At 67.5% G+C, this 24,816-nt stretch carries 24 protein-coding genes; 10 read left to right on the forward strand and 14 right to left on the reverse strand.

Features of this window, described 5'->3' with window-relative positions; all coding sequences use genetic code 11:
- Positions 1-35: 35 nt before the first annotated feature.
- From MNQ99_RS16510 to MNQ99_RS16535, 6 genes are all read right to left on the reverse strand, one after another.
- Positions 36-1,226, reverse strand: coding sequence for a PEP/pyruvate-binding domain-containing protein (locus MNQ99_RS16510; RefSeq protein ID WP_241913707.1), 1,191 nt, complete (start codon positions 1,224-1,226; stop codon positions 36-38).
- Between the two features lie 5 nt (positions 1,227-1,231).
- Positions 1,232-2,506: a cytochrome P450 gene (locus tag MNQ99_RS16515; protein WP_241913708.1), complete on the reverse strand. Its 1,275-nt coding sequence runs from the start codon at positions 2,504-2,506 to the stop codon at positions 1,232-1,234.
- 193 nt (positions 2,507-2,699) lie between these two features.
- Entirely contained in the window at positions 2,700-3,494 is a 795-nt protein-coding gene (locus MNQ99_RS16520; RefSeq protein WP_127513351.1) for an IclR family transcriptional regulator, read from the reverse strand.
- A gap of 107 nt (positions 3,495-3,601) precedes the next feature.
- Positions 3,602-4,285, reverse strand: a complete 684-nt coding sequence (locus MNQ99_RS16525) for an HD domain-containing protein (RefSeq protein ID WP_241913709.1) — start codon at positions 4,283-4,285, stop codon at positions 3,602-3,604.
- 788 nt (positions 4,286-5,073) lie between these two features.
- Complete coding sequence (locus MNQ99_RS16530) at positions 5,074-7,995, reverse strand: phosphoenolpyruvate carboxylase (RefSeq protein ID WP_241913710.1); 2,922 nt, start codon at positions 7,993-7,995, stop codon at positions 5,074-5,076.
- 241 nt (positions 7,996-8,236) lie between these two features.
- Positions 8,237-9,013 (reverse strand): 3-hydroxyacyl-CoA dehydrogenase, encoded by a 777-nt coding sequence (locus MNQ99_RS16535; protein ID WP_241913711.1) that lies wholly within the window; start codon positions 9,011-9,013, stop codon positions 8,237-8,239.
- Positions 9,014-9,177: 164 nt separating this feature from the next.
- Here MNQ99_RS16535 and MNQ99_RS16540 point away from each other — a divergent pair, with 164 nt between their 5' ends.
- Positions 9,178-10,341, forward strand: coding sequence for a glycoside hydrolase family 76 protein (locus tag MNQ99_RS16540; RefSeq protein ID WP_241913712.1), 1,164 nt, complete (start codon positions 9,178-9,180; stop codon positions 10,339-10,341).
- A gap of 54 nt (positions 10,342-10,395) precedes the next feature.
- On the opposite strand, the gene MNQ99_RS16545 is transcribed toward MNQ99_RS16540, so the two are convergent.
- Positions 10,396-10,989 carry a YdeI/OmpD-associated family protein gene (locus MNQ99_RS16545; protein ID WP_241913713.1) on the reverse strand — a complete coding sequence of 198 codons (594 nt, stop codon included), beginning with the start codon at positions 10,987-10,989 and terminating at the stop codon, positions 10,396-10,398.
- Positions 10,990-11,068: 79 nt separating this feature from the next.
- Here MNQ99_RS16545 and MNQ99_RS16550 point away from each other — a divergent pair, with 79 nt between their 5' ends.
- Together MNQ99_RS16550 and MNQ99_RS16555 are read left to right on the forward strand one after the other, a co-directional pair.
- Complete coding sequence (locus MNQ99_RS16550) at positions 11,069-11,809, forward strand: VOC family protein (RefSeq protein WP_241913714.1); 741 nt, start codon at positions 11,069-11,071, stop codon at positions 11,807-11,809.
- Between the two features lie 122 nt (positions 11,810-11,931).
- A complete protein-coding gene (locus MNQ99_RS16555) occupies positions 11,932-12,471 on the forward strand; it encodes an NUDIX hydrolase family protein (protein WP_127513356.1) in 540 nt (179 codons plus the stop codon).
- A 193-nt stretch (positions 12,472-12,664) separates the two neighbouring features.
- Here the strand turns inward: MNQ99_RS16555 and MNQ99_RS16560 are convergent, their stop codons facing one another.
- Entirely contained in the window at positions 12,665-12,916 is a 252-nt protein-coding gene (locus MNQ99_RS16560; RefSeq protein ID WP_127513357.1) for a hypothetical protein, read from the reverse strand.
- A gap of 768 nt (positions 12,917-13,684) precedes the next feature.
- Here MNQ99_RS16560 and MNQ99_RS16565 point away from each other — a divergent pair.
- Together MNQ99_RS16565 and MNQ99_RS16570 are read left to right on the forward strand one after the other, a co-directional pair.
- Complete coding sequence (locus MNQ99_RS16565; protein ID WP_127513358.1) at positions 13,685-14,593, forward strand: DUF6707 family protein; 909 nt, start codon at positions 13,685-13,687, stop codon at positions 14,591-14,593.
- A gap of 55 nt (positions 14,594-14,648) precedes the next feature.
- Positions 14,649-15,425, forward strand: coding sequence for an SRPBCC family protein (locus tag MNQ99_RS16570; protein WP_241913715.1), 777 nt, complete (start codon positions 14,649-14,651; stop codon positions 15,423-15,425).
- A 53-nt stretch (positions 15,426-15,478) separates the two neighbouring features.
- On the opposite strand, the gene MNQ99_RS16575 is transcribed toward MNQ99_RS16570, so the two are convergent.
- On the reverse strand, positions 15,479-16,537 hold the full coding sequence (locus MNQ99_RS16575; protein WP_241913716.1) for an FUSC family protein: 1,059 nt from the start codon (positions 16,535-16,537) through the stop codon (positions 15,479-15,481).
- A 410-nt stretch (positions 16,538-16,947) separates the two neighbouring features.
- Here MNQ99_RS16575 and tgt point away from each other — a divergent pair, with 410 nt between their 5' ends.
- The gene (tgt, locus tag MNQ99_RS16580; RefSeq protein WP_241913717.1) at positions 16,948-18,207 is read left to right on the forward strand and encodes a tRNA guanosine(34) transglycosylase Tgt; all 1,260 of its coding nucleotides are present in this window, start codon (positions 16,948-16,950) and stop codon (positions 18,205-18,207) included.
- Positions 18,208-18,295: 88 nt separating this feature from the next.
- Here tgt and MNQ99_RS16585 read toward each other — a convergent pair whose 3' ends face one another.
- The 3 genes from MNQ99_RS16585 to MNQ99_RS16595 form a co-directional block, all read right to left on the reverse strand.
- On the reverse strand, positions 18,296-18,619 hold the full coding sequence (locus MNQ99_RS16585; RefSeq protein ID WP_127513361.1) for a hypothetical protein: 324 nt from the start codon (positions 18,617-18,619) through the stop codon (positions 18,296-18,298).
- Positions 18,616-19,017 carry a GNAT family N-acetyltransferase gene (locus tag MNQ99_RS16590; RefSeq protein WP_241913718.1) on the reverse strand — a complete coding sequence of 134 codons (402 nt, stop codon included), beginning with the start codon at positions 19,015-19,017 and terminating at the stop codon, positions 18,616-18,618. Before MNQ99_RS16590 ends, MNQ99_RS16585 begins: the two co-directional genes overlap by 4 nt.
- Before the next feature lie 208 nt (positions 19,018-19,225).
- On the reverse strand, positions 19,226-19,939 hold the full coding sequence (locus MNQ99_RS16595; protein WP_241913719.1) for a TetR/AcrR family transcriptional regulator C-terminal domain-containing protein: 714 nt from the start codon (positions 19,937-19,939) through the stop codon (positions 19,226-19,228).
- 317 nt (positions 19,940-20,256) lie between these two features.
- On the opposite strand from MNQ99_RS16595, the gene MNQ99_RS16600 reads away from it, so the two are divergent.
- The gene (locus MNQ99_RS16600) at positions 20,257-20,496 is read left to right on the forward strand and encodes a hypothetical protein (protein WP_127513364.1); all 240 of its coding nucleotides are present in this window, start codon (positions 20,257-20,259) and stop codon (positions 20,494-20,496) included.
- Here MNQ99_RS16600 and MNQ99_RS16605 read toward each other — a convergent pair.
- Entirely contained in the window at positions 20,460-21,170 is a 711-nt protein-coding gene (locus MNQ99_RS16605; protein ID WP_127513365.1) for a queuosine precursor transporter, read from the reverse strand. The genes MNQ99_RS16600 and MNQ99_RS16605 overlap by 37 nt on opposite strands.
- 165 nt (positions 21,171-21,335) lie before the next feature.
- On the opposite strand from MNQ99_RS16605, the gene MNQ99_RS16610 reads away from it, so the two are divergent.
- The 3 genes from MNQ99_RS16610 to MNQ99_RS16620 all read left to right on the forward strand — a co-directional run bounded on the left by MNQ99_RS16610 (position 21,336) and on the right by MNQ99_RS16620 (position 24,184).
- Positions 21,336-21,788, forward strand: coding sequence for a hypothetical protein (locus MNQ99_RS16610; RefSeq protein ID WP_127513366.1), 453 nt, complete (start codon positions 21,336-21,338; stop codon positions 21,786-21,788).
- Between the two features lie 106 nt (positions 21,789-21,894).
- Positions 21,895-22,728: a hydroxymethylpyrimidine/phosphomethylpyrimidine kinase gene (locus tag MNQ99_RS16615; protein ID WP_241913720.1), complete on the forward strand. Its 834-nt coding sequence runs from the start codon at positions 21,895-21,897 to the stop codon at positions 22,726-22,728.
- 250 nt (positions 22,729-22,978) lie between these two features.
- Complete coding sequence (locus MNQ99_RS16620; protein WP_127513368.1) at positions 22,979-24,184, forward strand: GGDEF domain-containing protein; 1,206 nt, start codon at positions 22,979-22,981, stop codon at positions 24,182-24,184.
- A gap of 39 nt (positions 24,185-24,223) precedes the next feature.
- On the opposite strand, the gene MNQ99_RS16625 is transcribed toward MNQ99_RS16620, so the two are convergent.
- On the reverse strand, positions 24,224-24,784 hold the full coding sequence (locus MNQ99_RS16625) for a DUF421 domain-containing protein (RefSeq protein WP_127513369.1): 561 nt from the start codon (positions 24,782-24,784) through the stop codon (positions 24,224-24,226).
- Positions 24,785-24,816: the final 32 nt, after the last annotated feature.

Raw genomic sequence — 24,816 nt, forward strand, 5'->3', positions numbered from 1 at the left:
AGTGGAAACGGTGGAACGGTAGTGCAGTGGAACGATCAGATGGAGGCTTTCGTCAGCGAGGCGGTGATGCTGCCCAGGCTGAAGCCTGACGTGCCGGAGGCGGGGTTGCCGGAGTCCGGGTTTCCGGACGCGGAGTTTTCGGGGGTGTCCGGGGCCTTGGTCGAGGGGATGCCGGCACCGAGCACCGATGCGTAGCCGCCGGTACCCGGCGTTGCCGAGGGGGCAGCGGATTTCTTGGTGGAGTGAACGGTTTCCGGGCGGGACTGCAGCAGCAGCAGGTTTTCGCCGTCGGGCAGGTCGTGGTCCAGCGCCCACTCGATGTCCTGCGGGCACTTGTAGTGCTTCTCCGCCCGCTTGGCCATCTGTGCGACGGCCTTCAGTTCGTCGTCGGTCAGGCAGCGGCGGGAGCGCCGTCCGGCATCAACTTCCCGTTCGACCAGGCCGCGGGCTGAGGCATCCGGCACCAGTTCTGCATGCTTGTCGCCCACGTGTTCCGAGACCGAGACCAGCGTGACCTTGTCCAGCACAATGTTGTCCGGCGTGACCTGCCCGGAGACCACCATTTCGCCGACCCCGTAGGACGCGTCAATGGTGATCTTGGAGCGGTCCCCGTTGGCTGGATCCAGCGTCATCGCGACGCCGGAGACCTTGGCGTTGACCATCTTCTGCACCACCACGGCCATGGACAGGCCTTCGTCCGGGATCTTGTTCTTCAGCCGGTAGATGATGGCGCGGGATGTGTACAGCGATGCCCAGCACTGTCGGATGTGCTCGCCCACGGCAGCGAATCCCTCGAGCCACAGGTAGGTGTCCTGCTGGCCCGCGAAGGATGCGTCCGGCAGGTCCTCGGCGGTGGCGGAGGAACGGACTGCCACCGGCACCGGCGCGTCGAAGCGGGACATCAGGTCCTCGTAGGCCTCAATGGTTTGGGCGCGCATGTCGGCCGGAACCGGCCGGGAACAGATGTCTTCGCGGATGGCGGCGGACACCGTGTCCACCTGGGCAACGTCTTCGGGGTCGAGGCCGGCCAGCAGCTGGTTGATGTGGCCGGTGATGCCGGCTTCCTGCATGAAGCGGTCGAACTGGGCGGTGGTGACCACAAAGCCCGGGGGCACCGGCATGCCGGCAGAGGTCATGGTGACCAGGGATGCGCCCTTTCCGCCGAGGTTCTCAAGCTTGGGTTCGACGCCGCCGTCGAAAAACTGGATGAATTCATTGCTGTGCATGGTGTTCAGGCCTCCCAGCTAACGGGAACGGTTTCGGGGACGCGGAAGGAGATGTTCTCGCGGAACTCGATGCCCTCCGGGCTCTCCAGCTTCAGGTTGGGTGCCAGCCGCGCCACTTCTTCGAGCGCGATCTTGGCCTGCAGTTTGGCCAGCATGTTGCCCAGGCAGTAGTGGATGCCGAAGCCGAAGGACAGGTGCTCGCGGGCGTTGCCGCGGGAGATGTCGAATTCCTCGCCCTCCTCGAAGCGGGCGCCGTCGCGGTTGGCGGAGCCCATCAGCAGCAGCAGCTCGCCGCCCTCCGGGATCTTGAGCCCGCCCACTTCGGTGTCCTTGAGCGCCTTCCGGCGCCAGCCGACGATCGAGCCGGAGAAACGCAGCACTTCGTCGATGGCGGCCGGAATCTTCTTGGGCTCCTCCACCAGCTGCTGCCACTGTTCCGGGCGGGCCAGCAGCACGCGCAGCGAGTTGGCGATCAGGGTGGTGGTGGTCTCGTGCCCGGCGAACAGCAAGGAGTACAGGATCGAGGCGATCTCGTGGTCACTGATCTCCGCGCCGTCCTGCTGGGCCTTGACCAGGTCGGCGGTCAGGTTGTCGCCGCCTTCTTCATGGGCCACGCGGACCAGGCGCAGGCATTCCTGCCAGTACTCCACCAGGTTGTGGGCGTGCGGGACCTGCTCTTCGTCGCTCAGGTCGCCCCAGGTCATGGCCGCGCGGGAATCGGACCAGCGCTTGAATGTGTCCACCTGGGAGACGTCGGCGCCGATCAGGGTCAGGATGGTGACCGTCGGGACGGTGTAGGCCAGGTCTTTGACCAGTTCGCCGCGGTGCTCCGGGCGGGCCAGCATCGCTTCCAGTTGGTCGACCACGTTCTGCCGGATGAACGGTTCCAGCGCCTTGTAGCGGCGCGGGGTGAAGGCTTTTTGGGCCACCGCCCGGATCCGGGTGTGCTCCGGCGGCCGGCGGGCGGACAGTCCCGAGTAGGCGGTGAAGCCACCCTCTTCCATGATCTTGGTGGCCTGCGGGCCCCGCTTGCGCACGGGAGCCTGGGCGTTCTCGCTGGAGAAGGTTTCCCAGTCGTCGAAAACCGCCTTGATGTCGTCGTAGCGGGAGAGGACGTAGTAGCCGACCCGCTCGTCGAACATGACGGGCTGTTCGTTCCGCAGCTCGGCATAGGCCGGGAACGGGTCCTTCATCTGGAACGGCTCGTAGCCGTGGTGTCCGGCAGGGGCCTGGGCACCGTGGCCAAACGGACAAGCTGCCGTTTCGGTTGAGGATGACATCTGGAACTCCTTGGGGTCGGCTCCCGCGGCAGCCGTTTCCGACACCAGCGGGTTGATCTGACTCCAGTGTTGCCTACGTCACCATGTGACGCACACCTACCGCTTCCACTGAGTGGAAACCAATAGTGCTTAGCGTCTCTTGCTTGCTTAGCCTGACGGGCCCAGTTGATGCGCCGTCAGCGCCCCGAGCGGTTCAGGTTTTCCGTGCGGCATGGCTGCCCAACAGCGATTCAAGCGGGATATGCGCGGTGGCCCGCTCAATCTGCGCCGAAACCCCGCGCAGGGCCGGAAGGTGCCGGGTCATCGTCCCGGCCTGGGAGGTCAGCAGCACCAGCCCCAGGCCGGCACCAATCCTGCCGGTATGGAAGACCGGCACGGCGATGGAGCAGGAGCCCAGCCGGACTTCCTCCAGCGTGGTGGCATAACCCTGCTCGCGGATCTGGTCCAGCTCCTCGGCCAGCCGGCCGGGGACAATGTGGGTGTGGGCCGTGGATCGCTCCAACTGCCGGTTCAGATACGCGGTGCGGACCCATTCCTCCTCGTACGCCAGGATGACCTTCCCGACGGCGGTGGCGTGCATCGGCAGCCGTCCGCCCACCCTGGAGGCACGGGGGACGCGCTTGGTTCCGTAGATGCGCTCGATGTAGAGCACCTCATGGCCCTCCCGGACGGCCAGCTGGGAGGTTTCTCCGGTGAGCGAAAACAGGTCCTGCACGAACGGCCGCGCGGCATCGCGCAATTGGCGGCCGGCGTTCTGCGCCAACTCCCACAGGCGAATGCCCAATTGATACCGGCCGTTGGCGCCGCGGGAGAGGAAGCCCCAGTCCGTCAGTTCGGCAACCAGTCGGTGCGTGGTGCTCAGCGGCAGGCCGGAACCCTCGGCAATCTGGGTCAGGCTCAGCGCGGTCCGGGATTGTTCAAAAGCTTCAAGGATGGCCAGGACGCGGGACGTGACCGAACGCCCCGACTCGCGGCTGCCGCCGGCCATGCTGCCTCCCACGTTCCGCAGGCGGACCCGCGGAGCCGGGCACCGCCGTCGTCATTCCATCCGGGCTCCACCGCCGGCGCCCTGACGGCAGCCGGCCGACACCGAGTCTAGCGTCCGAGCAGCACCTGGCGCTGAGGCCACAGCGTGGCCGATTCCAGCGCGGACAGCGCCCGGGCCATGGCCTCGGCCTCCTCGGTGAACAGGTGGCCCAGCACGCGCTGGCTGCAGAGCCGCAAGGCCTGGCCGCGGTCCAGCCCGAACCATTCCATCACCGTGTCCAGGCCGTGCGGGCTGAGCCGCCAGGTCTTGTCCGCGTCCTTGACGATCGCGTCCTCGATCGAGAGCGCCTCCTTGCGCGAATCATGCCCGTCGATGATCTCCAGGATGCGCGGAATGAGCTCCGCCGTGTGGCCGGCGCCCTCCAGGATTCCCGCCGCCAGCCGGGCACCTTCCTTCTCGTGCAGCAGCACCAGGTCGGGCCGGCCACCGCCGGGGGCAATGGCGGAGAGCACCTCGTCCGGCGGGATCTGGGACCAGCCGATGTCGTGCAGCATGATCGCCGGAAGCACGACGCCGGCGTCGGCCTCCGGATGTGCGGCCAGCATGGCTTGGGCCAGGCCGACCGCGTACAGCGTGTGCGCGTCGTTGTCCCGGACGGTCAGTAGCGGTGCGGCCTGCTCCCAGATCAGCGCCAGATGCTCATCCAGCTGCAGGACTCCGTCCGGTTCGGCGTCGATGGCGGCGGTGACGTCGTGGCCGAACAGGTTTCCGGAAGGCAGCAGCTTGGTCATGCTCCACAGCATGCCGCGCCGGGCTGCCCCGGGCAACCGCACGTTTCCGCTGGACGGAAGGGGTGGCTGGGTGGGTGGGGTGGGTCGGTCGGGACGGCGTGGGTCGGCCGGGGCGGCGGGGGCGGGGTGGGGCGGCGGAGGCGGGGGCACGGCAAGTGCGTCCCTGGCGGTGTGAGGGGGCGGGTCACACGCCCCACGGAGGGCGGCGCGGCGGGGGAGCGGGGCTGGCCGGGACTGGCAACTGCGTTCAGGGACACCCGGACGCGGGCGGCACCCGGAGCGGCACCGTCCGCAGGCCGGCACCGGACGCAGGCGGCGCCCCTCCCTGCGCTGTCCACGTTTTACCGGATGCTTAAGCATCATGCCTAGTCAGAGGGGGGTAGTTCGCCTGAAACGTGGACAGTTATTGCTGAACATGGACAGTTATTGACTGGGGAACCCCCAGCCCCGGACAGCGCCGGCCTCGCGACGAGCCCGGCCTGCTCATCGCCGGCAGCGAGCCCGCGGCCGCCGGCCGCGCCAGAGGTGGCCGCCACGCCGGATGTCATCTGCTCGCCGCTCTCGCTCCCACGTCTTGCCGGGGCCCGCCGACATCGTCACAGGTCAGGGCGGTATTGGTCGTCCAAAACGTGGGACGTTTGGCCGATACGTGGGAGCGGAGGCCGGGGATTCATTAATCCGGCGCACACCGGACCGGCAGCCGCGCCCCACGCCAGCCGCGCGCGCCGCGTACCGGCCACGCGCCCGCCGCGCGCCGGCCCCGTTCCCGGCCCGCAGCCCGCCCTGCGCTACCCGGTATTCCGCAAGCCGGCGGCAATCCCGTTCACGGTGATCAGCATGGCCCGCTGCAGCGCCTCGTCCGGCTCCGACGCCCGGATGCGCCGCAGCAGCTCCACCTGCATGTAGGAGATCGGGTCCAGGTACTGGTCGCGGACGTCCAGCGAGCGCTGCAGCACCGGCTGGTTGTCCAGCAGTTGGTTTTCGCCCGTGAGCATCCGGATTTCCGCCACGGTGAGTTCGTACTCGGCGCGGATGTCGTCGAACAGGTGCCGCAGCTCGGCGGGAACCAGCGTGGAGACGTAATGCGCCGCAATGTCCAGATCGGTCTTGGCCAGCGTCATCTCCACGTTCGAGATGAAGGACTGGAAGTAGTGCCAGTTGCTGATCATCTCGCGCAGCAGCGGCTGGAGGCCGGCGGCCCGGGCGGCGCGCAGTCCGCTGCCCACGCCGTACCAACCGGGAACGATCTGCCGCGACTGGGTCCAGCCAAACACCCAGGTAATGGCCCGCAGCTTGCCGAACCCCGGACCGGCGGCGGGGCCGGCCTCCGGGCGGTCCGCCGGACGCGAACCGAATTTCACTGCGCTCAGCTGCTCCACCGGCGTCGACGCCCGGAAATACTCCGGCAGATCCGGATGCTCCACCAGGGAGCGGTAGCGCCCGTAGGCCGCGCCGGAGATCTCCTCCATCGCCGCGTGGTACCGGCCGCGCTCGGCCTCCGACGTCCTCGGTTCCTGATGCAGGGCCGACGCCTGCAGCATGGCCGCGAGCGCCAGCTCCAGGTTTTCCCGCGCCAGCTCCGGCAGCGTGTACTTGTCCGAAATGACTTCGCCCTGCTCGGTGAACTTGATCTCGCCGGCCAGCGCGCCATTGGGCTGGGCCAGGATCGCGTCGTAGGTCGGCCCGCCGCCACGTCCCACCGATCCGCCGCGGCCGTGGAAGAAACGCAGCCGCACGCCGTGCCGCGCCGCCACGTCCCGCAGCACCAGCTGGGCCTTATGGATCTCCCACTGGCTGGTGGCCACGCCGGCTTCCATGTTGGAGTCCGAGTAGCCGAACATGACCTCCTGCAGATCGCCGCGCAGTTGAACGATCCGGCGGTACTGCGGATCCGAGAACAGATCGTCCAGAATCTGGCCGCCGCTGCGCAAGGCCTCCACACTTTCCAGCAGCGGCGCGAACCCGATCAGCGCCTCCGGCTGGGCCCCGCTCAGTTCCAGCAGGCCGGCCTCGCGCGCCAGCACAACCGCCGCCAGCACGTCGTCTGCGCCGCGCACCCGGGACACGATGTACGTCTCCACCGCGTCCGGGCCGTACTGGCGCAGCGCATCGGCAATCGCCTGGAACACCTCCAGTGTGCGCGCTCGCTTCTTTTTCAACGACGACGGCGGTGCCAGCGGCCCGGGCGAGAGCAGCAACGAGGAGAGCAGCCGTTGCCGCGGACCGGGCCCCAGCTCCAGGTAACCTCCCGGCGCGGCAGGATCCACCGAAACGGCTGTATCTGTGACCACCGTTGACGCCGGCCCGCCCACCGGTGCCGGGGATCCCGACGCACCCGCCGCCGAAGCCGGCCCACTCCCAGGCACCCCGGCCGGCACACTCTCAGCCTCCCGCGCCGCCAGCAGCGCCGCGACGGCCTTGTGGTGTTTGCCCGCGTTGTCCCGGAAATCCAAGGTGGCCAGATGCAGTCCGATGGTGGACACCGCCCGACGCACCGCAGCCAGCGAACCGTCCGCCACCAGCGAGGCGGTATGCGCGCGCAGCGACTGCTCGATCAACGCCAGGTCGGCCAGCACCTCCGCCGTCGAGCTGTAATCGCGCCCGGGTTCGTGCGGCAGCCGGCGCTGGATCCGGGCACTGGTGTTGAGCAGCTTCGCCTTGATGCAGGTCAGCTTCAACCGGTACGGCTCGTTCGCGTTCAGCTCGCGCACCCGCGGGTCCAGGCCCGGCAGGTTCGCCAGGTCCTCGGCCACGGAGTCCAACAGCTCGCCGGTGGCGGCCACGATCGTCGTCGAGTTGGAGAGCACCGCGATCAGGGTGTCCACAAAGCCGATGTTGATCCGCACCGCATGTTGGTTCTGCAGCTGAAAGACCTCATGCGTCACGTCCACGGTCACATGCGGATTGCCGTCCCGGTCGCCGCCGATCCACGAGCCGAAACGCAGCGGGGCACCGTCGTCGGGCAGTGTCACGCCGTGTTCGGAGAGCAGTTCGGCCAGGTCCCCCATCAGCTCCGGCATGGTGTTGGTAAGGATGTTGCCCAGGTAGTAGGCCGCGTTGCGCGCCTCGTCCACCGGGCTGGGCCGCACGTGCCGCAGCTCGTCCGTCTGCCACATCTGGTCGATGATCTCGGCCAGCCGCCGGTCCTGCCGCCGCCGCGCGGTGCTGCCCTCCGCCGTCGTCGTGGAGAGCAGATCGGAGATGGCCCGCAGCTTGTCCAGAACGGTCCGCCTCGACGCCTCGGTGGGATGGGCGGTGAAGACCGGCCGGACGTCCAGCTGGTTGACCGCGCGCTGCAGCGCTTCCGGTCCGGCTTCATCGGCGATCTGCGCGACGGTGCGGAGCAGTTGTCCGTCCTCCTCGGGCCGGACGCGCAATTGGCGCACGCGGTGCACCTGCTCGGCGGCGTTGGCCAGGTGGAAGTAGAAGGCGAAGGCCCGCGCTAGATCGGTGGCTTCGTCTACGTCCAACCCGGCGAGCAATTCGCGGACCTGGTCGATCACGTCGCGGGCGGTCCACGGCCCGGTCGCTTCGCCCTCGCCGCGCGCCGCTTCCTTGGATTCCTTGGTCAGCAGCCGCACCTGTTCCACCAGATCCAGCAGGTCCGGCCCATGCTGGCGCACCAGAGATTCGCCCAGCAGCGTACTCACCCGGCGCACGTCGGCGCGCAGGCTCGCGTCGAGGTCCCGATCGCGGGCGGCGTGGGGCATGGGACATGTCCTTTCGCGTCCAACAGGGCTTGCCGGTTTGTGCCGGGGCGGCGGATTCCGCAGCGTGGCCGCGGCATCCCCTCAAGCGTACGACGGCGGCGGCCCTCCGACCGCGGGCCCGTCGCCTCCCGGGCCCGTCGCGTCCCGGGTCCGCTGGCTTGGGTGGCCCGCCTCGTTGGGAGCCCGCCGCCTCAGATACCCCGCAAGCCTGAGGTAGCCTGCCGCTCCCAACCTGTCCGGCCTACTTCGGTGCCATCCGGATGGCGCCGTCCAGCCGGATGGTCTCGCCGTTGAGCATGCTGTTGGCCACGATGTGCGCGGCAAGTTCGGCGTATTCCGCGGGCCGTCCCAGCCGGGACGGGTGCGGCACCTGATGGCCCAGAGACTCCTGCGCCTCCTGCGGCAGTCCGGCCATCATGGGAGTCTCGAAGATCCCGGGCGCAATGGTGACCACCCGAATCAGCGAGCGCGCCAGTTCCCGGGCCAGCGGCAGCGTCATCGCCGCCACCCCGCCCTTGGAGGCGGCGTAGGCCGGCTGGCCAATCTGGCCGTCGAAGGCCGCCACCGAGGCCGTGTTGATGATGACGCCCCGTTCCGGGCCGCCCAGTTCGGTTTCCACCGGTTCGGTCGCGGCCATCGCGGCGGCCGCCAGCCGGATCACGTTGAACGTGCCGATGAGATTGATCTGGACCACCTTGCTGAACGCTTCCAGCGGCAGCACGCCGCCGCGCCCCAGCACCTTGCCAGGCGTGCCGACGCCGGCGCAGTTCACCAGGATGCGCAGCGGCCCCAGCGCCGCCGCCCGGTCCACCGCAGCCTGCACCTGGTCCTCAACGGTCACATCGGCGGGCACAAACACGGCCCGCTCCCCCAGTTCGGCGGCGAACTCCTCCCCCTTCGAACCGGGCAGATCCATCAGCACCACTGACGCGCCGGCAGCATGCAGCCGACGGGCCGTCGCCGCTCCCAGTCCTGATGCTCCGCCGGTAATCAGAGCTACGGCTCCGGAAACCTCCACTGGGTCCTCCTCATCCTGTCAACGTGCTTTCTCCGCCGCCGTCCACCGGCGGCACCGCACATCCCAGCCTAGTGTGGCCCGGAGCACGCCGCCGTCACCGGCGGGGGCCCACCGGCAGAATGCCCGGCCCGCTTGGGCACTAGACGGCCGTTAGGCTAGTGCCCATGCCCACCCTGCCCGGCGGCGGCGGAGCCTTCCGCCCGCCCAACCCCACGCTGACGGCGGGCCGCGCGGACGAGGCGGCGATCGCCGTCGTCCGCCATTTCGGCCACCGTTTGCTGGGGCTGCCCTTTACGCTGCTGGGCGCCGTCCGCCGGCCCGCGCCCGGCTGGACCGGACCGTGGCACTACTGGTGGCAGGCGCATTTTTTGGACTGCCTGGTGGATGCCGGCCGGCGGGAACTGCGCCGGGAACAGCATTACGACGGCGGCAACGGACCGAGCGCGGGACGCCTGGCTGCCCGGCTGCTGCGCACAGTGAGATGGCGCAATGGCTTCCGCTTCCCCAACGCCTACTACGACGACATGGCCTGGCTGGCCCTGGCCACGCAGCGGCTGGATGCTCTGGCGGCCGACGCGAACAAGCCGCGCTTTCGGTCCAAGTCCGCGGCGCGCCGGTTGCTGCCCCAGCTGGAATCGGCGCACACCTCCGACCTGGGCGGCGGCTTGTTCTGGAGCACCGCCCGGGACTTCAAGAACACGCCGGCCACGGCGCCGACGGCACTGTACTTGGCCCGTTCGGGCGACACCGGCCAGGCCGCCCGGCTGCTGGACTGGCTGGATGCCGAGCTCTACGCACCGGAGCGGCGGCTGTATCTGGACGGCGTGCGCGTCGCCGGCGGGAAACCCGCCCTGGTGCCGGACGTCTATACCTACAACCAAGGACCGGTGCTGGCGGCGCTGCTGGCGGTGGGCCGGGATGCCGACCTGCGGCGTGCGGCCGAGCTGGTGCACGGCATCGCGGCTGGCCTGGTGCAGCAGCCCGAAGTCACCGAGGAAGAGGGCCGGAAACTCGTCCTGCGCACACACGGCGCCGGCGACGGCGGACTGTTCACCGGGATCCTGGCCCGCTACCTGGCCGTGGCGGCCCGGTCCGAGAAACTGCCCGGCGAGGTCCGCGAGCTGGCCGCGCGGATGGTCGCGGACACCGCGGAAGGCTTCTGGGCCGGGCGGGCCATCGAGAACCACCGCAGCTGGGAGGTCCTGGTCTTCTCCGCCGACCCCGCGGCACCGGCCGCCGGGAAGCCCGAGCCGGGAACAGTCCTTGAACTTTCCACCCAATTGCAGGCGTGGATGACGTTGGAGGCCGCCGCCACGCTGGCCGGTTGAACCCGGCGGCAACGCCGGCCGGTTGAACCCGGCGGCACCCCGCGGGCCGAGGGGTCAGGACGGCATTTTTTGCTGCGGGTACGGTGTTTCGTGCCGCGCCAACATCTCCACGAAGTCGGCGATCCTGCGCTGCCGGCCGGCGTCGGTCTTCAGCTGGCCCAGCCGGTGGATCAGGGCAAAGCGGTTCTGCGAGGTCAGCACGTCGAACATCGCTTGCGCCTCCGGGACGGCCGCGATCGCCGCGGCCAGGTCCGCTGGCACCTGGGCCGTGGCCGGCCCGGCGTAGGCCTTCTCCCAGCGGCCGTCGGCCTGCGCAGCGGCCACCGCCGCCCGGCCGGCGTCGTGCATCTTGCCGGCCTGCTCCAACTTTTCGATATACCCGACGTTGCGCTGCGACCAGATGCTGCGTTTACCGCGCGGGGTGAACCGCTGGAAAACGCTTTCGGCATCCCGGCGGCGCGCCTGCCCATCGATCCAGCCGAAGCACAGGGCCTCTTCCAAGGCCCCGGCGTAGTCCAGTTCCGTCACCGTGCCGCCCTTTTTGTGCAGGATCAGCCAGACGCCGGCCGACGCGGCGTGGTGTTCCTCCAGCCAGGCCCGCCAGGCGGCGGCGTCGGGCAACAGCAATTCCGGAAGTTCTGCGGGCATGCCCTTATGCCAGCACGGCGCGGCCTCGGCGTCTAGTAGTTTCTGAAGTATCTTCGTTGCTGACCTGAAGGAGAATGCCGTGCTGCGCGTGCGCCCCGTTGTGTTCACGTCCCGGATCGAGCCGTGGCGGGAGCTGCTGACCGCCGCCGGGTTGGTGTATGCGGCCGACGACGGCGGGGCTTGGCTGGAGTTTGACGCCGCCTCCGGCCGGTTGGGGCTGCGCCGGGTCGATGCCGGCGACCCCGCGGACGGCCACGTGCGGCTGGGCTTCGAGGTCCGCGACCTGGACGAGTTCGCCCGCCGCACCGCAGCCGACGGCACCAAGGCGGCGATCGAGGACGCCGACCACGGCCGCACGGTCAGGATTACGGCGCCGTCGGGCTTCAGTTTCCTGGCCGACCCTGCCTCGCCCTCCTTCGGCAACCATCCCGGCCCAGACCAGCCGGATCCGGCGCTGGCCGTGAGGCCGGTTTGGGTGACGCCGGATGTCCCGGGCGCAGTTGCCACCCTCCGCGGGATCGGCGCGCACCCCCGGTTCGGCGACGCCGGCGAATGGGCGGACTTCGCGGCGAAGAACGGCGGGCTGGTCGCCGTGCGGCACGGCGCAGCGGAGCAGCTGGAACTTTCCTTTGAGTACGACGACGACCTCACCGCCCTGCGGGACCGCCTCACCGCAGCGGGGATCACCGGCTCTGTGGCGGACGAGGCCGCCGGGCAGGCCCTGTTGGTGGAGCATCCGGACGGCGCGAAGCCTGCCATCCGGATGCTCCGGTTCACCGTCCGGCCGGATGCCTCGTCCAGACCCGCCGACACCGACTGACCCAGCGGCACGCTAATACAGACCGGGCCACCGCTCAAGGCGCGTCACTGGATCGCGGGCCGGACGCGCCGTTCCGGACGGCTGGCGTGACTGGCATCGCAACGGTGCTGTAGAACAAGTACATGAGTGTACGCACCCCCGACCCGTATCCCGGCTGGCTCTCCAACGAGGATCTGCACGAGGCCCGGCAACGCCTGCCGATGCTCTACGTGGAGGCAGTGCCGGTGCGGCTGGACTCGCTGGGCTACGTGACGGAGATCGGTTTGCTGCTGCAGGCCTCCGATGAAGGCGAGATGGTCCGCACCTTCGTATCGGGACGGGTGATGTACCGCGAGACGGTCCGCGCTGCCCTGCTGCGCCACTTGGAAAAGGACCTGGGGCCGCTGGCTTTTCCGCAGCTGCCTGCCAGCCCGGTGCCGTTCACCGTGGCGGAGTATTTCCCGTCGCCGTCCGAGACCGGGTTGACCGATGACCGGCAGCACGCCGTGGCGCTGGCCTACGTCATCCCGGTCACCGGAGAATGCAACCCACGGCAGGACGCACTTGAGCTGAGCTGGATGACGCCGGAGGATGCCCTCAGCCATGCGGTCCAGTCCGAGTTCATCGGCGGCCGCGGCAATCTCCTGCGCCAGGCGCTGGCTCACGCCGGCTGGTGCCGCTAACCACCGATCCGGCACGGTTGTCTGGTCCCCGCACCGCAAAACCCCGACGAAGATTCTGCAGGCGCCCTTTTCAGCCGCGAAAAGGGAGCCTGCTGACTCCTCGATGATCGGGACGCGGTGTCGGCCCGCCGGTCGGGCGGCGCTCCTACGCCTTGGTCGAGAGGTCCGCCTACGCCTTGGTCGAGAGGTGCTCCTACCTGGGCAGCGTCCAGGTGTACATCTGGGCGGCCAGGTCGCGGGACTGCTCCTGGTGCTGGTCCTGACAGCGCAGCCGCTTCAGCGTGACCGGCCGCCGGCTGCGCCGGTTGGCAAGATCTATCAGGATCAGGCCGGCGGCGCGCAGCAGAACGGTCAGGTGGCTCTGGCCGCGGAGCTGTTCGGGCTGAACGGGGGCGTGCGTCGGCACCTGGCCGCTGCGGGCCTCGGGGGCAAAGAGGATGCTCATGGCAGGCTTCAACTTTCACAGAACGTAGGGCTGCTGTGCGTTGGTGCGCTTCCCGGAGGCTTAACGAAGATGCGGTTCCGGAAGCTTTTCGATGTCTTAGACGCTATCGGCGATCGCGGTCACCTTTGGTCCTCGATCCCGCTCCGGATACCAAATAATTCGGGCAAGGACATTCTCCGTCGGCACGGCTCAGACCCCGGACCGTCTGGTGCCCCTTGCTGGGGCGGTGCCCCTTCCCCTCCATGAGCAGCGGGCGCCACACTCCCTGAGGAATGATCAGCATTCCTCGTGCCTGCTTGAGAGACCCCACGGCCCCCGGCCCAAAGGAGCGGACCAGCGCCAGTTTTGCTTACGACTCGGCAGGCAATGTGGCGCATGCTGTACGCCCATCTTCCGCAGCCTGCGCCAAGGACGGCTCGGCGACAGCAGCGCTGGCTCCCCTGGCTTAATGTGGCGTCTGCTGCCTCCGTCCGCCAAGTCAGGCCGTCATCCAGGCGACAAACCGATGGTCCGTCACCCAAGCAACACACCGATATGCCGTCATCCAGGCGACAAACCGACGGTGGGCAGAACCACCGACGCGCTGACGCGCACCCCCCGTGCTCCCGTGCTCGCCGTGCTCCCGCGACCTGACCGATTCTGAGATGCCGCTCACGATCCATCGTTTCATCATGGCGCTTCGCGGCACACCACAGCGGGCCTCCCAACCGAAAGGTAACGATTTCATATACTGTTCTGACGATCGCGAGCGTGACTAAGGAATTACCCATGACCGAACAACAGGCCGAGACATTCATCCACCATGTCAAGGCCGAAAGCGTAGGCGCCGGTGCCCGGTTCCTCACGCGCTCCGGTGAGCATTCCGCACCCGTGGCGGACACCGCCGTCGTACCCGATGATTTCGGCACTCCGGCGGTGGTGGTGGCTACCTTGGAAGACGGCAGCCGGGTGCGCATTGCCCACGGGTCGCGCATCCGCATTGCTTCCTCACGCCGGCCCGCCCAGTTGCCCGGCGCGCTGGCGCAGGATGATCTGGAACTGATTCCCGCCGAGGAGGGCACCCCCGAAGCCGTGGTGGTGGCGGTAGCCCGCGCGCACGCCCGCAATGCCGGAGTGCAGCGGCTGGCCGCCCGTTTGAGCCGCGGGCTCAATGCCAAAGCCGGCAGCCACTTGCAGGACGTGCGGGACCTCGCGCACACGCTGTTCGTGGAACTGGACGACCGCGAGCGCGCGCTCACGGTGTGCCGACTGATCATCGACCAGCCCTTCGACGGGAACTTCGGCCGGTGGAAATGGATCGAGTCGGCACTGGCCATGGCCGCCTACATCCTGCGCGAATCTGGCAGCGAAGAGGACAGCGCGGAAGCGCTGCGGCTGGCCGACACGTTGCGCACTCCGGACGACGCCGACGAGGATCCCTTCCGCGCGAAGATCAACGCCGAGGTCCGCCAGCGCCAGCTGAACGAACCGAACCTCTATGACAAAGAAATCCACCGGGCGATGGCTGCCGCCGACCGCACGGCGGAGCGCGAGTGGCGTGAGCTGCGGCTGACCGCGCTGTTGTACTTGCGCACGCACGGCGGGTCAGAGACTTTGGAACCGGTTGAATTGGACCGCCGAATCAGCAACGAATTGGTGGCCATCCGCGCCCTGGACGTCCAGCAACGGAACTCCTAACGCCCTGCGTCCGGGCTCTGGCCACTCCCTGCGGCCCGGGAGTAGAGTCGGCCGCATGACGGAGAGCGGAGTTGCAACGGAGCCCGGTTCACTCAGCGTCCACATCAACGCGGATGCCCGCCAGGTGTGGACCATGCTGCGCGAACCCAGACGCATCGCGCAGTGGCACGGCTGGGATATGGCTGGACTGGACGAGGAGATCCGCGAGATCTACTTCAGCGACGCCACAGAGGCCGAAGACCACAAACGGCTCACCATGGGCGACAGCGACGCCTTCATCCTGGAACCAGTGGGCGACGGCGTCCGGCTCACCCTTCAGCGCGGCCCCGAGTCCGGCGAGCAGTCCGACGAATGGTGGGAGGACGTCACCGAAGGCTGGCTGACCTTCCTGCAGCAACTGAGGTTCGCCTTGGAACGGCACCCCAATGACCCCCGCCAGACCACCTACCTCGGCGCAGACTCCATCCCGTCGGGCGGGCTGCTCTCCAGCCTTGGCCTGGACAACCTGCCGACGGCGGGTGAGACGTACAGCGCATCTCTGGCCACCGGGGAAGAGATTTCCGGAAAGGTGTGGTTCCGCTCGGACCGCCAGCTGGGGTTGACCGTTGATTCGTATGCCGACCGTGGCGGCGGCCTGCTGATCGTCGCAGAAACCCCATCGCACCCGGAGGGCAGGCCCGAGGGCGGCAGCCAGGTGCTGATCAGCTGCTATGGGCTCGGTGCCAGGCGGTTGGCCGAGATCCGGGACGGCTGGGAGGCCTGGCGCAACAACGCGCTGCCCGGCGCCGACCCGCTGGTGCTGGGCAGCACCGCCGGACCCGGCTCCGACTAGAGAACCCGGCCCTCGCCGGCGGAGTTTCCACCGACGGGCGTGCACCCCGCGCGTCAGGCCCCGCCTTGCTGCCGGCGCTGGAAGCGGCGCCGGTTCTTCTCGCGGATGGTCCGCTGGTGCATGAGATACACGAGGCTGATCCCCACCAGAGCGCCAATGGCGGTCTGCAGCGCCCTGTCCACCATCAGTTCACGCGGATCGGTGGGGGCAGCAAGCTCGGTCATGATCAGGGCCAGCGGCGTGATGAAGATCAGCGCCAGCGCGTAGTGGCGCAGCACGAACATTTCCGCGCTGAACTGCAGCACGATCACCATCAGGACCAGGACCCAAGGCTCCGGGCGCGGGGCCAGCAACAGCCCGGCTACCACCACGCCAGCGAAGGTCCCCAGGATTCGGTGGACGCCCTTTTTCACCCGTTGGGCAAGGCTGGGCCCCGCGATCGGCGCCACGGCAGCCACCATCGCCCAGTAGTTGTGTCCCAGCCCCACCACAGTGGCGAGGGTTCCTGCGGTCAGGGCCGCCAGCGCATTGGCACCGGCCTCGACGCGGAATTCCCGCCAGTGCTCGCGCGTAAACTGCGGCTTGGGCGGCGGCGCCATGGATGTGCGCCAGGTCGGCACCAGCCGGCTGCTGATCCCGATCAGTATGGCCAGCACCACACTTGCCAGGCCGGTCAGCATGGCTTGCCACAGCGGCGCGGTCAGCGGGATGGAACCGATGGCCGCATAGCCGAACGTAAAGAAGATGACGCCCGCCGGTCGCAGCTGGAAGTAGTTGACCGCCAGCGACCACAGGCCCGCCACCACCGTGGTGCCGAAGACGATGCCCCAGGGTCCGGCATCGGCCATGGCGGTGAGGGCGCCGAGGAACATGACCAGCATGATCAACACGCCGAACTGGCCCTGATGCCGCAGCCTTGCTCCGTGAGCCTCACCCCGGCCGTAGATTCCGGTGAAGGCGCCGAAGGCGGCGAAGATCATCAGATCGAACCGGCCCATCGCCAGCAGGGCGAGCAGCGGCAGGCCGACGCTGATGCCGCAGCGGGTGGCCACGATATGGTCCTGGCGCGCCGGACCTACCCGGAAGAATTCGCGCACGTACTGCGTCGCCATGCTGCCCACCTTTCGCTTGCCCCACTATCCACGATGCCTCGTCTCCATCACCCGCCGGAGGCCCCCAAATCCCGCTGGCCCCAGGATTCCACCGGCCAACTGGGCCGCCTGGGTCCCAACTCTGGCGAGGTCAATCCATGCGGAGCGCCGAAGTCCTTAGGGCCGCCGCCCCGGACTGGATTCGGGAGAGAAGTATGGGGAACCTGCGTACGGACGGGCCGGACGGCCCGCCGCCCGGGACCGCAGCCGCAAAAGTTCCACTCTCCAACCCTAATTCGATTGCCTGAGGCAATCATCATTCTGTGAGCGGGTCGACAGGTCGGCGTCCGCCGTGCCACACGCCGCATGGCCTTTCGCTGCCCGCACCACACACGCGCCCTGTGGTGCACCCGGTAGGGCAAAATGGTGGGGTGCCCCAGTCTGATTTTTCCTTCCGCGTCGGCAATCGCCTCGCCAACACCGCCAGCCCCTCCCCTGCCCGGATGGAGGAGAACGGCGGCGGATTCCAGGGCCGCACCGGTACCATCACCACGCCGCACGGAGAGATCCAGACCCCGGCGTTCATCGCCGTCGGCACCAAAGCCACGGTCAAGGCGGTGCTGCCCGAGTCCATGAAGGAACTCGGCGCGCAGGCGCTGCTGGCCAACGCGTACCACCTGTATCTGCAGCCTGGCGCGGCGGTGCTGGACGCGGCCGGCGGCTTGGGCAGGTTCATGAACTGGGACGGCCCCACCTTTACCGACTCCGGCGGCTTCCAGGTGATGAGCCTCGGCTCCGGGTTCAAGAAGGTCATCAACATGGACGCAGCCGCGGCCAGCACCGGCTCGGATGACCAGGTGGCACCCGGCAAGGAGCGGCTGGCCCACGTGGACGACGACGGCGTCTGGTTCAAGTCACACCTCAACGGCGACAAGCACCGCTTCACGCCGGAGATCTCCATGCAGGTGCAGCACCAACTGGGCGCGGACATCATGTTCGCCTTCGACGAGCTCACCACGCTGATGAACTCGCGCGGCTACCAGGAGGAGTCGCTGGAGCGCACCCGGCTGTGGGCCGAACGCTGCGTCACGGAGCACGAGCGGCTCACCGACGAGCGCTCGCACCGGCCGTACCAGGCACTCTTCGGCGTGATCCAGGGCGCCCAGTACGAAGACCTGCGGCGCAAGGCCTGCCGGGACCTTGGCGCGATGAACTTTGACGGCTTCGGCATCGGCGGCGCACTGGAGAAGGAAAACCTGGGCACCATCGTGCGCTGGTGCACCGAGGAGCTTCCCGAGGACAAGCCACGGCATTTGCTCGGCATCTCCGAGCCGGACGACATCTTCACCGCGATCGAGAACGGGGCGGACACTTTCGACTGCGTCTCACCGACGCGCGTGGCCCGAAACTCGGCGTTCTACACCCCGGACGGCCGCAAGAACCTGTCCAACCGCCGATTCAAACTGGACTTCACGCCCCTGGTTGACGGCTGCGACTGCTACACCTGCGCCAACTACACCCGCGCCTACATCCACCACCTGTTCAAGGCGAACGAGATGGTCAGCCACACGCTGATCTCCATCCACAACGAACGCTTCACCGTGAAGCTGGTCGACGACGCCCGGCTGGCCATCGACGACGGCTCCTTCTTCGACTTCAAGGCCGAGGTGCTGGGCCGCTACTACGCCTGACCTTCGCCGCTACATCTCCACAGGCGGAAGGCCGCCGTCGCATCCAAAGATAACGACGGCGGCCTTCCGCACTGAGTGCGCCTGCTGCTTAGGCGGCAAGCACGACGTCGGCCTGCTCGTCCTGCGCCAGGGGCGCCAGGATTATCAGCCGGCAGTCGACCTGTTCCGGATCGGCATGCTCGGGCAGGACCCCGGAAATCGCACACGCCTGCAAATGCCAGAGGACGGCTCCGTCCACCGAGGCATGCTGCAGATCTATGGTCACTTCCAGGCCTGCCGCCAAAGAATTTGCCCGCTTCGCGAGTGAATACACTGCCAGGACATTGCGCTCATCGACCCGCCCGCGCACGTCAATATGCGCCGATGAGCATTCCAGGTCGACGCGAACCGTCACTCCCAGCTTTCCGCTCATCGGGATCCCGCCTTCGAGCCAGCCGAGGCGCGGACAGCGGCAGCCGGAACCCGACGGCGGCGACGTGCGGCACGGGATTTGCCTTCCAGCGCCCAGGACTTGTGGAATCGGCTGCGCTGCTCCTGGGGGACCAACTGCAGGAAGACCGGATGGCCGAAGACCTGCTGCCTGGCCTCCGAGCAAAACGGCAGCACACGCAGCCGGCGGCGGTGCGCCTCGGCCAGCGCCCGGCGCACCAAGGGCTCGCCGAGTCCCAGTCCGCGGTGCCAACGGTCTTCTTTGATTTCGAGGAGCCACATTTCGCCGTCTTGGATCTTGTACTGCAATGACGCGGCCACTTCACCATCAACGTAGGCATCGAAGCGTGATGCGCCGTAGTTGTCGCGTATAACTTGCATGCCTTCTCCTCATCCATGCGCAGCCCGGCAGTGCCGCCTTTGGCGATGCCAGCCACCTGCTGCGAAACCATGGCTCCAGCGGGCCGGAGCCACAACAGTATCCGTACTTACGATGTAAGCAAAGCATGCTTAGTATCGTTCTGCAAAGTCTCCGGGTGAATTTCAGGTGGCGGGAGGATAAACATTGCCGGACGGGCATGGGCTGCCATCAGCCGAGCTGGCCATCCAGCCTGTCCAGCAGGACATCAAGCGCCGCGTCGAACTCCTGTTTGGAACGGTCCTCCGACAACAGGTCCTGCAACTCCTGCAGAAGTGGATAGTCGGTCAGGTCCGCCTGCCGGGAGGGCGATGGATCGGGATCCTCCACCGGCCCGATGTCGGCGCCGAGGGCAGCTACCTCCAGCAACAAGTTGCCGATCAGGAAACTGCTGAAGGCCCGGTAGGCTTCGACCGCCTGCTCGTTGCTGAACCCCGCTTGGGTCATCGCCCTGAGGAACGACTCGACCCAGCGCAGGCTCCGCAACGGCGGGCGGACCCACGGAGCCTCGGCGGGCCGCGTGGCAATCAGCGGGAAGACCTGGGGATGCTTCACGGCCAGCCGGCGCAGACCATGGGCCAGCCGGAGAAGGTAGTCCTGCCAACCGTAGCGCGGCTCCACATACACTTCGGGATCGCTGTACAACTCGTCGACCACCGACTCCACGATGCCGTCAAGCAGGTCCTCTCGCGAGGGCACGTAGCGGTACAGCGACATGGCTTCGACGTCCAGCTCGGCACCCAGCCGCCGCATGCTCAATTGCCGGACCCCATGCTCCTCGATGAACACTGCACCGGCCTCGAGAATCCGCTGTCGGTCCAGCCGCGGCCTGTCGCCACCGGGATGGCCCATGTCTGGCGATGCGGACGTTCCGGACTCGACCATTGAGCACTTCCCTCCTGCGATTGCGCACCAGCCTACGCGCCCGGATTCCCCCTGTCCTCCCACCGCCCGCGGACGAGCGGCCCAAGTCCTGCTCGAATCCCGCACCCGGCAGTGCGTGATTTCCGCTGCGGGCCGCGGTTTTTGCGCTGTTGGAGAAGGTTTGGAAAATTCCCGGCAAAATGCCTGATCTGGGGGTGCCAAGCGCAGACCTTACACTGTAAGCTGGCGAAACCCGGGGCTCGTTCCTTCATCCGAGGGGTGGGAGGCCCGGTTAGGGCAGAGGGACCTTCGTTCTGGCCAGATAGGAAGTTAGCAAAATGGAAGAACATCTGAAGGACGTTTGGACCGCTTCGGCAGCGGTCGAGGGGTTGCAGGTCGAGATGGACCAGGCTGAAACGAATCTGGACGTTGCCATTGATGTCGCCCTGAAGGCCGGAATCGCACCGGAGGAAATCCTCGTGTCGGCAAACTTGTCGCCGTCAGAGCTCAGCGAGCGCGTCCCGACCCTGGTCATCGACGATCAGGCTGCAGAGGAATCCGAAGCCAGCGCATTGTAGGACGGTTCACGCTTCTTCACCCAGCCGATCACCGCTGTGGTGACGGGGACGAAGAGGAACTCCACCAACGTCTTATAGACGAAGCCGACCAAGACGTAGTTGACGAACGTGGGGACGTCGTTGATGCCGATAATCGAGGCCGCAATCGAGCAGAAGATCAGTGTGTCGGCGAATTCCCCGACCCCTGTGGAGCCCATCAGGCGCGCCCACAAGCGGCGTTCGCCCCAACGTTCCTTCATCCGTACCAGCACCCAGGAATTCAGCGTCTGACCCACGAGGAAGCCGAGCAGGCTGGCGAGCACGATCAACGGCACTGGGCCGAGCGCACCCTCAAGGGCCTGCTGTTTCATCCGGCCGAAGTCGTCGTCAAAGCCGGGAAGTCCGATGATGACCCAGTAGCAAAGCGAGGCGAAGACCGACAGGGCGAAGGTGGTGATGATGGCCTTGCGTGCCACCTTGAAGCCGTACACCTCGCTGATCACGTCGCCCAGGATGTAGGCCAGCGGGAACAGGAAGAAGCCGCCGTCGGTAATAATCGGCCCGATGACCACACCCTTGGCCGCGCCGATGTTGGACAGAATCAGGACCACGGCCATCACGGCAAGCATGATGCCAAAGTAGGGGCTGCCGATCGAGGCGAAGCGGGCAGGCGTGCGGGATTGCAGTTCAGTCATTGTGGTGGTTCACCCTTATAGAAGTGGTTCGCGCAACGCTTCACACCGTCAGGTGCCTGACGAAACGTCCGCTGTATTAGCACTAATGGGTCCGTCTGCCACCCGGACCGCCATCCATTCTCCCACGGCCCGACAGTTCCTTGTTGGCCGACCTATCCTTGCTCTATGAGCCAGGAACCGGAGCTCGACGAGTTCGAGCGCAGCAACCCGCGCCACCGGGTGACGTTTGGGTTCGGCGCCTTTGTGGTGGGTTTCCTGGTGGCAATCTCGGTTTTCGCGCTGGGCGCCCTGCTGCTCACCCTGATCGGCGGCCCGGTCAACGGGCACCAGCTGGCGTCGGCAGCACTCCTGGCCCTGGTCGTCGGGCTGTATGCCGGCGGCGTCGGACTGGTGGTCGGGGCGCCGATCGCTTTTGTGCTGGGCCTGTTGCTCCGGCCGGTGGCCAACCAGTGGCTGCACGTGCTGGCCTTCTTCCTGGTGATGACCACGGCTTCCTTCCTGATCCTGGTCTCGCTCTCCAGCGGCGACCCGCTCGGCACGCTCGAACTGGCGGCGCTGATCGGGCTGGCCGCCGCGATCGGCCGCCTCAGTGTGTGGAAGATGATGGATATCCGCTGACCGGACCCGGCCGCGCAGCCGCCGCGCAGCCCGCCGCGCGTTCGCCCTGAGGCGAGCACCGCCGTCGTTATTAGGAACCGCGGGTGGAGGGGTGGAAAATGGGCGCATGTCTGTTTCCACCACCGAAACCACCGCGCCCGCTATTACGTTGACCATCGCCGGCTCCGAAGCCACCGGCGGCGCAGGCGCGCAGGCCGACCTGAAGACCTTCCAGGCGCTGGGCACCTACGGCGTCACCGCCTTGACCTGCATCGTCTCCTTCGATCCGAAGGACAACTGGAACCACCGCTTTGTCCCGGTGGACGCCGGCGTCATCGCCGACCAGCTGGAAGCCATTCAGACCTGTTATGAAGGCTCGCTGAAGACGGTCAAGCTGGGCATGCTCGGCTCGCCCCTGACGATCGACACCGTCGCCGCGGCGCTGAAGAACCAGCAGTGGGACAACGTGGTGCTGGACCCGGTGCTGATCTGCAAGGGTCAGGAGCCCGGCCACGCGCTGGACACCGACCAGGCGCTCAAGGCCCAGATGCTGCCGCTGGCCACCTTCGTCACGCCGAACCACTTCGAAGCCGAGTCCCTGGCCGGCATCACCATCAACGACGTCGAAGACCTGAAGGCGGCCGCCAAGATCATCCACGAAGCCTCCGGCGCGGCCGTGCTGGCCAAGGGCGGCGTGCGGTTGGCGGGCGCTGACGCGGTGGACGTGTTTTACGACGGCGACACCCTGGAGGTTCTCTCCGCGCCGAAGATCGGCGAAGTGGCCGTCTCCGGCGCCGGCTGTTCCCTGGCCGCCGCGGTGACCGCCGAACTGGCCAAGGGCGCCACCCCGCTGGAAGCTGCCAGGACCGCCAAAGCCTTCGTAACCGAGGGCATCAAGGCCCGGGTTTCCTCCCACGCCCCGTTCGACGCCCTATGGCAGGGCGGCGCCACGCTTTCCTGACGCTTCCCTTTAATGACGACGGCGGTGCCCGCGCCCGGGTGCCGCCGTCGCTGCGTCCGCGGCGCCCCGCGGATGCGACGACAGCGGTGCCCGCCGGGGTGCCGCCGTCGCTGCGCCCAGGGCACCCCGCGGATCCCCGCCCGCCGCGCCACGGCACCTCGAGACACAAACAATGTTGAAATAACCGTGACGGAAGTCCCGCTGCAATACTGACGTTGACACAATAAGCAGGCCAACAGCGGGGAGGACCATGGCACTGGACACAGCGACCCTCAGGGTTGCCTTCGCCGTGGTGGGCATCGTTCTGCTGGTCCTGTTCTATATGGTGACCTACCGGCGGACGCGTGCCCCCTACAGCGCCTGGTGGTGTACCGCGATCGCGATGTTCCTCACCGGTTCCGCCGGTTACCTGCTGAACGGCACGGGACACCAGTGGTGGGCCACTCCTTTGGCGAATGTGCTGGTGGTTTTCGGCGCCGCGGGTGTTTGGACCGGAACCCGGTCGCTGAATGCCCGCAAACCGGTGCCGTTACTGATCGCGGCCGGTATGGCTCTTGCGGGCGTGAGCACCGCCGTTGATAATCCAGGCACGAATGTCTGGGCCGGCGGAACGGTGTTCCTCGCGTTCTTGACCCTGTTTTTTGGCTTGGCTGCCTCCGAACTTTTCCGGCTGCGCCGCGGTTTTACGCGTTTGCGTGGCCCCTTGGCAGTCGTTTCCGGGTTCCTGTCAGCCTTCTACTTTTGCCGGTTTGCCGCCTTCCTGGCGGACGGGCCGGAAGGCCGCATCTTCCAGACCTTCTTCGGGGGCGCGGCCACCACGCTGATCAACATGGCGGTGATGGTGGTGGTCTCCTTCAGCATGGCCACGTTCAGCGAAGAGCAGGCCGCCCGGGACCTGCGCAAGCGCGCGCTGCACGACGGGCTCACCGGGCTGCTCAACCGCACTGCCTTCCTTGACCTGGCCGCGGATCGGATCGACAGCCTGCGCCGCGGCGGCAGATCCGGCAGCCTGATGCTGGCGGACCTGGACCACTTCAAGACGGTGAACGACACGCATGGCCACCCCGCCGGCGACAAAGCGCTGCGCGCCTTCGCCCAGGTCTGTACCGACACCGTCCGGTCCACCGATCTGGTGGGACGCTATGGCGGAGAGGAGTTCATCCTGCTGCTCTCCGGCGCTGCCCCGGAACAAGCCAAGCAGGTAGCCCACCTCATCAGCCAGAACCTGCGCGCGGCGGACTTTCCGGACTTCACGCTGCCCACCGTGAGCTTCGGTATCGCTGCCATCGGCGAGGGACCGGACACACCGGATGCCAACACGCTGGATGCGGCGATCGATGCGGCCGACGCGGCACTCTACGAGGCGAAGTCCGAGGGCCGCGACCGGGCCGTCCTTGCTGGCGACCGCGAGGGCGGCCAGGACCAACTGTCCGGTAGCGGAGCAGCCCGGCCCTGATTCCCGATTGCCGACGCACCGACTGTCGCTGACCTGCAGTTAAATGCCCCTCCCGCCGCCCCAGAGCAAATCCTGCGGCATCCTGTCCGCCCCCGCCACCCCTTCCAACAGCGCGGGATCGATGGGCTGGCCACGGCGGAGCACGCTGATCTGCCCGGTGGATTCGAGCACCACGCAGGCAACTTCGGACGGGTGCCGGATACCGGCCAGCCGCAGTTTGGCCCGCACTTCCTCCTCCACCACATGGGAACGGACCAGGTTGTCCCGCAGCATGTCCTGCCCGGCCATCAGCAGCACCGGACGGCTGTTGACCAACTGCGCTCCCCGCCCCAGCCGACGGACCTGTCCGGCGACTGCTTGCAGGGTCAGGAGGGTGACCAGCCCCAGCAGGCCCGCAACGAGCGTTGGCGTGTTGCCGAGGATAGCCCGGCCGATCACGGCACCGAGCGCTATGACGGCGGCCAGGTCGAAGCTGGACATGCTGGCCAGTGTGCGTTGGCCCAATACGCGGATCACCAGCAGGACCGCAACGTAAAGGGTTATCGCCGAAATGACGACCCTCAGTGCGTCAGACCATGCCAGCCCGTATTCCTGCCACATCGAGGCCTCCTCAAACGCTTCCGGCCGGCTGC

The organism is Arthrobacter sulfonylureivorans, from assembly GCF_022637435.1.
GTDB classification, from domain to species: Bacteria; Actinomycetota; Actinomycetes; order Actinomycetales; family Micrococcaceae; genus Crystallibacter; species Crystallibacter sulfonylureivorans.

Coding starts and splice junctions, on each gene's coding strand:
- MNQ99_RS16610 (WP_127513366.1), top strand. CDS start 21,336: ATGAGCCAGGAACCGGAGCTCGACGAGTTCGAGCGCAGCAACCCGCGC.
- MNQ99_RS16595 (WP_241913719.1), bottom strand. CDS start 19,939: ATGGTCGAGTCCGGAACGTCCGCATCGCCAGACATGGGCCATCCCGGT.
- MNQ99_RS16565 (WP_127513358.1), top strand. CDS start 13,685: ATGACCGAACAACAGGCCGAGACATTCATCCACCATGTCAAGGCCGAA.
- MNQ99_RS16525 (WP_241913709.1), bottom strand. CDS start 4,285: ATGACCAAGCTGCTGCCTTCCGGAAACCTGTTCGGCCACGACGTCACC.
- MNQ99_RS16575 (WP_241913716.1), bottom strand. CDS start 16,537: ATGGCGACGCAGTACGTGCGCGAATTCTTCCGGGTAGGTCCGGCGCGC.
- MNQ99_RS16585 (WP_127513361.1), bottom strand. CDS start 18,619: ATGAGCGGAAAGCTGGGAGTGACGGTTCGCGTCGACCTGGAATGCTCA.
- MNQ99_RS16600 (WP_127513364.1), top strand. CDS start 20,257: ATGGAAGAACATCTGAAGGACGTTTGGACCGCTTCGGCAGCGGTCGAG.
- MNQ99_RS16510 (WP_241913707.1), bottom strand. CDS start 1,226: ATGCACAGCAATGAATTCATCCAGTTTTTCGACGGCGGCGTCGAACCC.
- MNQ99_RS16540 (WP_241913712.1), top strand. CDS start 9,178: ATGCCCACCCTGCCCGGCGGCGGCGGAGCCTTCCGCCCGCCCAACCCC.
- MNQ99_RS16590 (WP_241913718.1), bottom strand. CDS start 19,017: ATGCAAGTTATACGCGACAACTACGGCGCATCACGCTTCGATGCCTAC.
- MNQ99_RS16605 (WP_127513365.1), bottom strand. CDS start 21,170: ATGACTGAACTGCAATCCCGCACGCCTGCCCGCTTCGCCTCGATCGGC.
- MNQ99_RS16520 (WP_127513351.1), bottom strand. CDS start 3,494: ATGGCCGGCGGCAGCCGCGAGTCGGGGCGTTCGGTCACGTCCCGCGTC.
- MNQ99_RS16560 (WP_127513357.1), bottom strand. CDS start 12,916: ATGAGCATCCTCTTTGCCCCCGAGGCCCGCAGCGGCCAGGTGCCGACG.
- MNQ99_RS16570 (WP_241913715.1), top strand. CDS start 14,649: ATGACGGAGAGCGGAGTTGCAACGGAGCCCGGTTCACTCAGCGTCCAC.
- MNQ99_RS16545 (WP_241913713.1), bottom strand. CDS start 10,989: ATGCCCGCAGAACTTCCGGAATTGCTGTTGCCCGACGCCGCCGCCTGG.
- MNQ99_RS16615 (WP_241913720.1), top strand. CDS start 21,895: ATGTCTGTTTCCACCACCGAAACCACCGCGCCCGCTATTACGTTGACC.
- MNQ99_RS16620 (WP_127513368.1), top strand. CDS start 22,979: ATGGCACTGGACACAGCGACCCTCAGGGTTGCCTTCGCCGTGGTGGGC.
- MNQ99_RS16515 (WP_241913708.1), bottom strand. CDS start 2,506: ATGTCATCCTCAACCGAAACGGCAGCTTGTCCGTTTGGCCACGGTGCC.
- MNQ99_RS16555 (WP_127513356.1), top strand. CDS start 11,932: ATGAGTGTACGCACCCCCGACCCGTATCCCGGCTGGCTCTCCAACGAG.
- MNQ99_RS16625 (WP_127513369.1), bottom strand. CDS start 24,784: ATGTGGCAGGAATACGGGCTGGCATGGTCTGACGCACTGAGGGTCGTC.
- MNQ99_RS16530 (WP_241913710.1), bottom strand. CDS start 7,995: ATGCCCCACGCCGCCCGCGATCGGGACCTCGACGCGAGCCTGCGCGCC.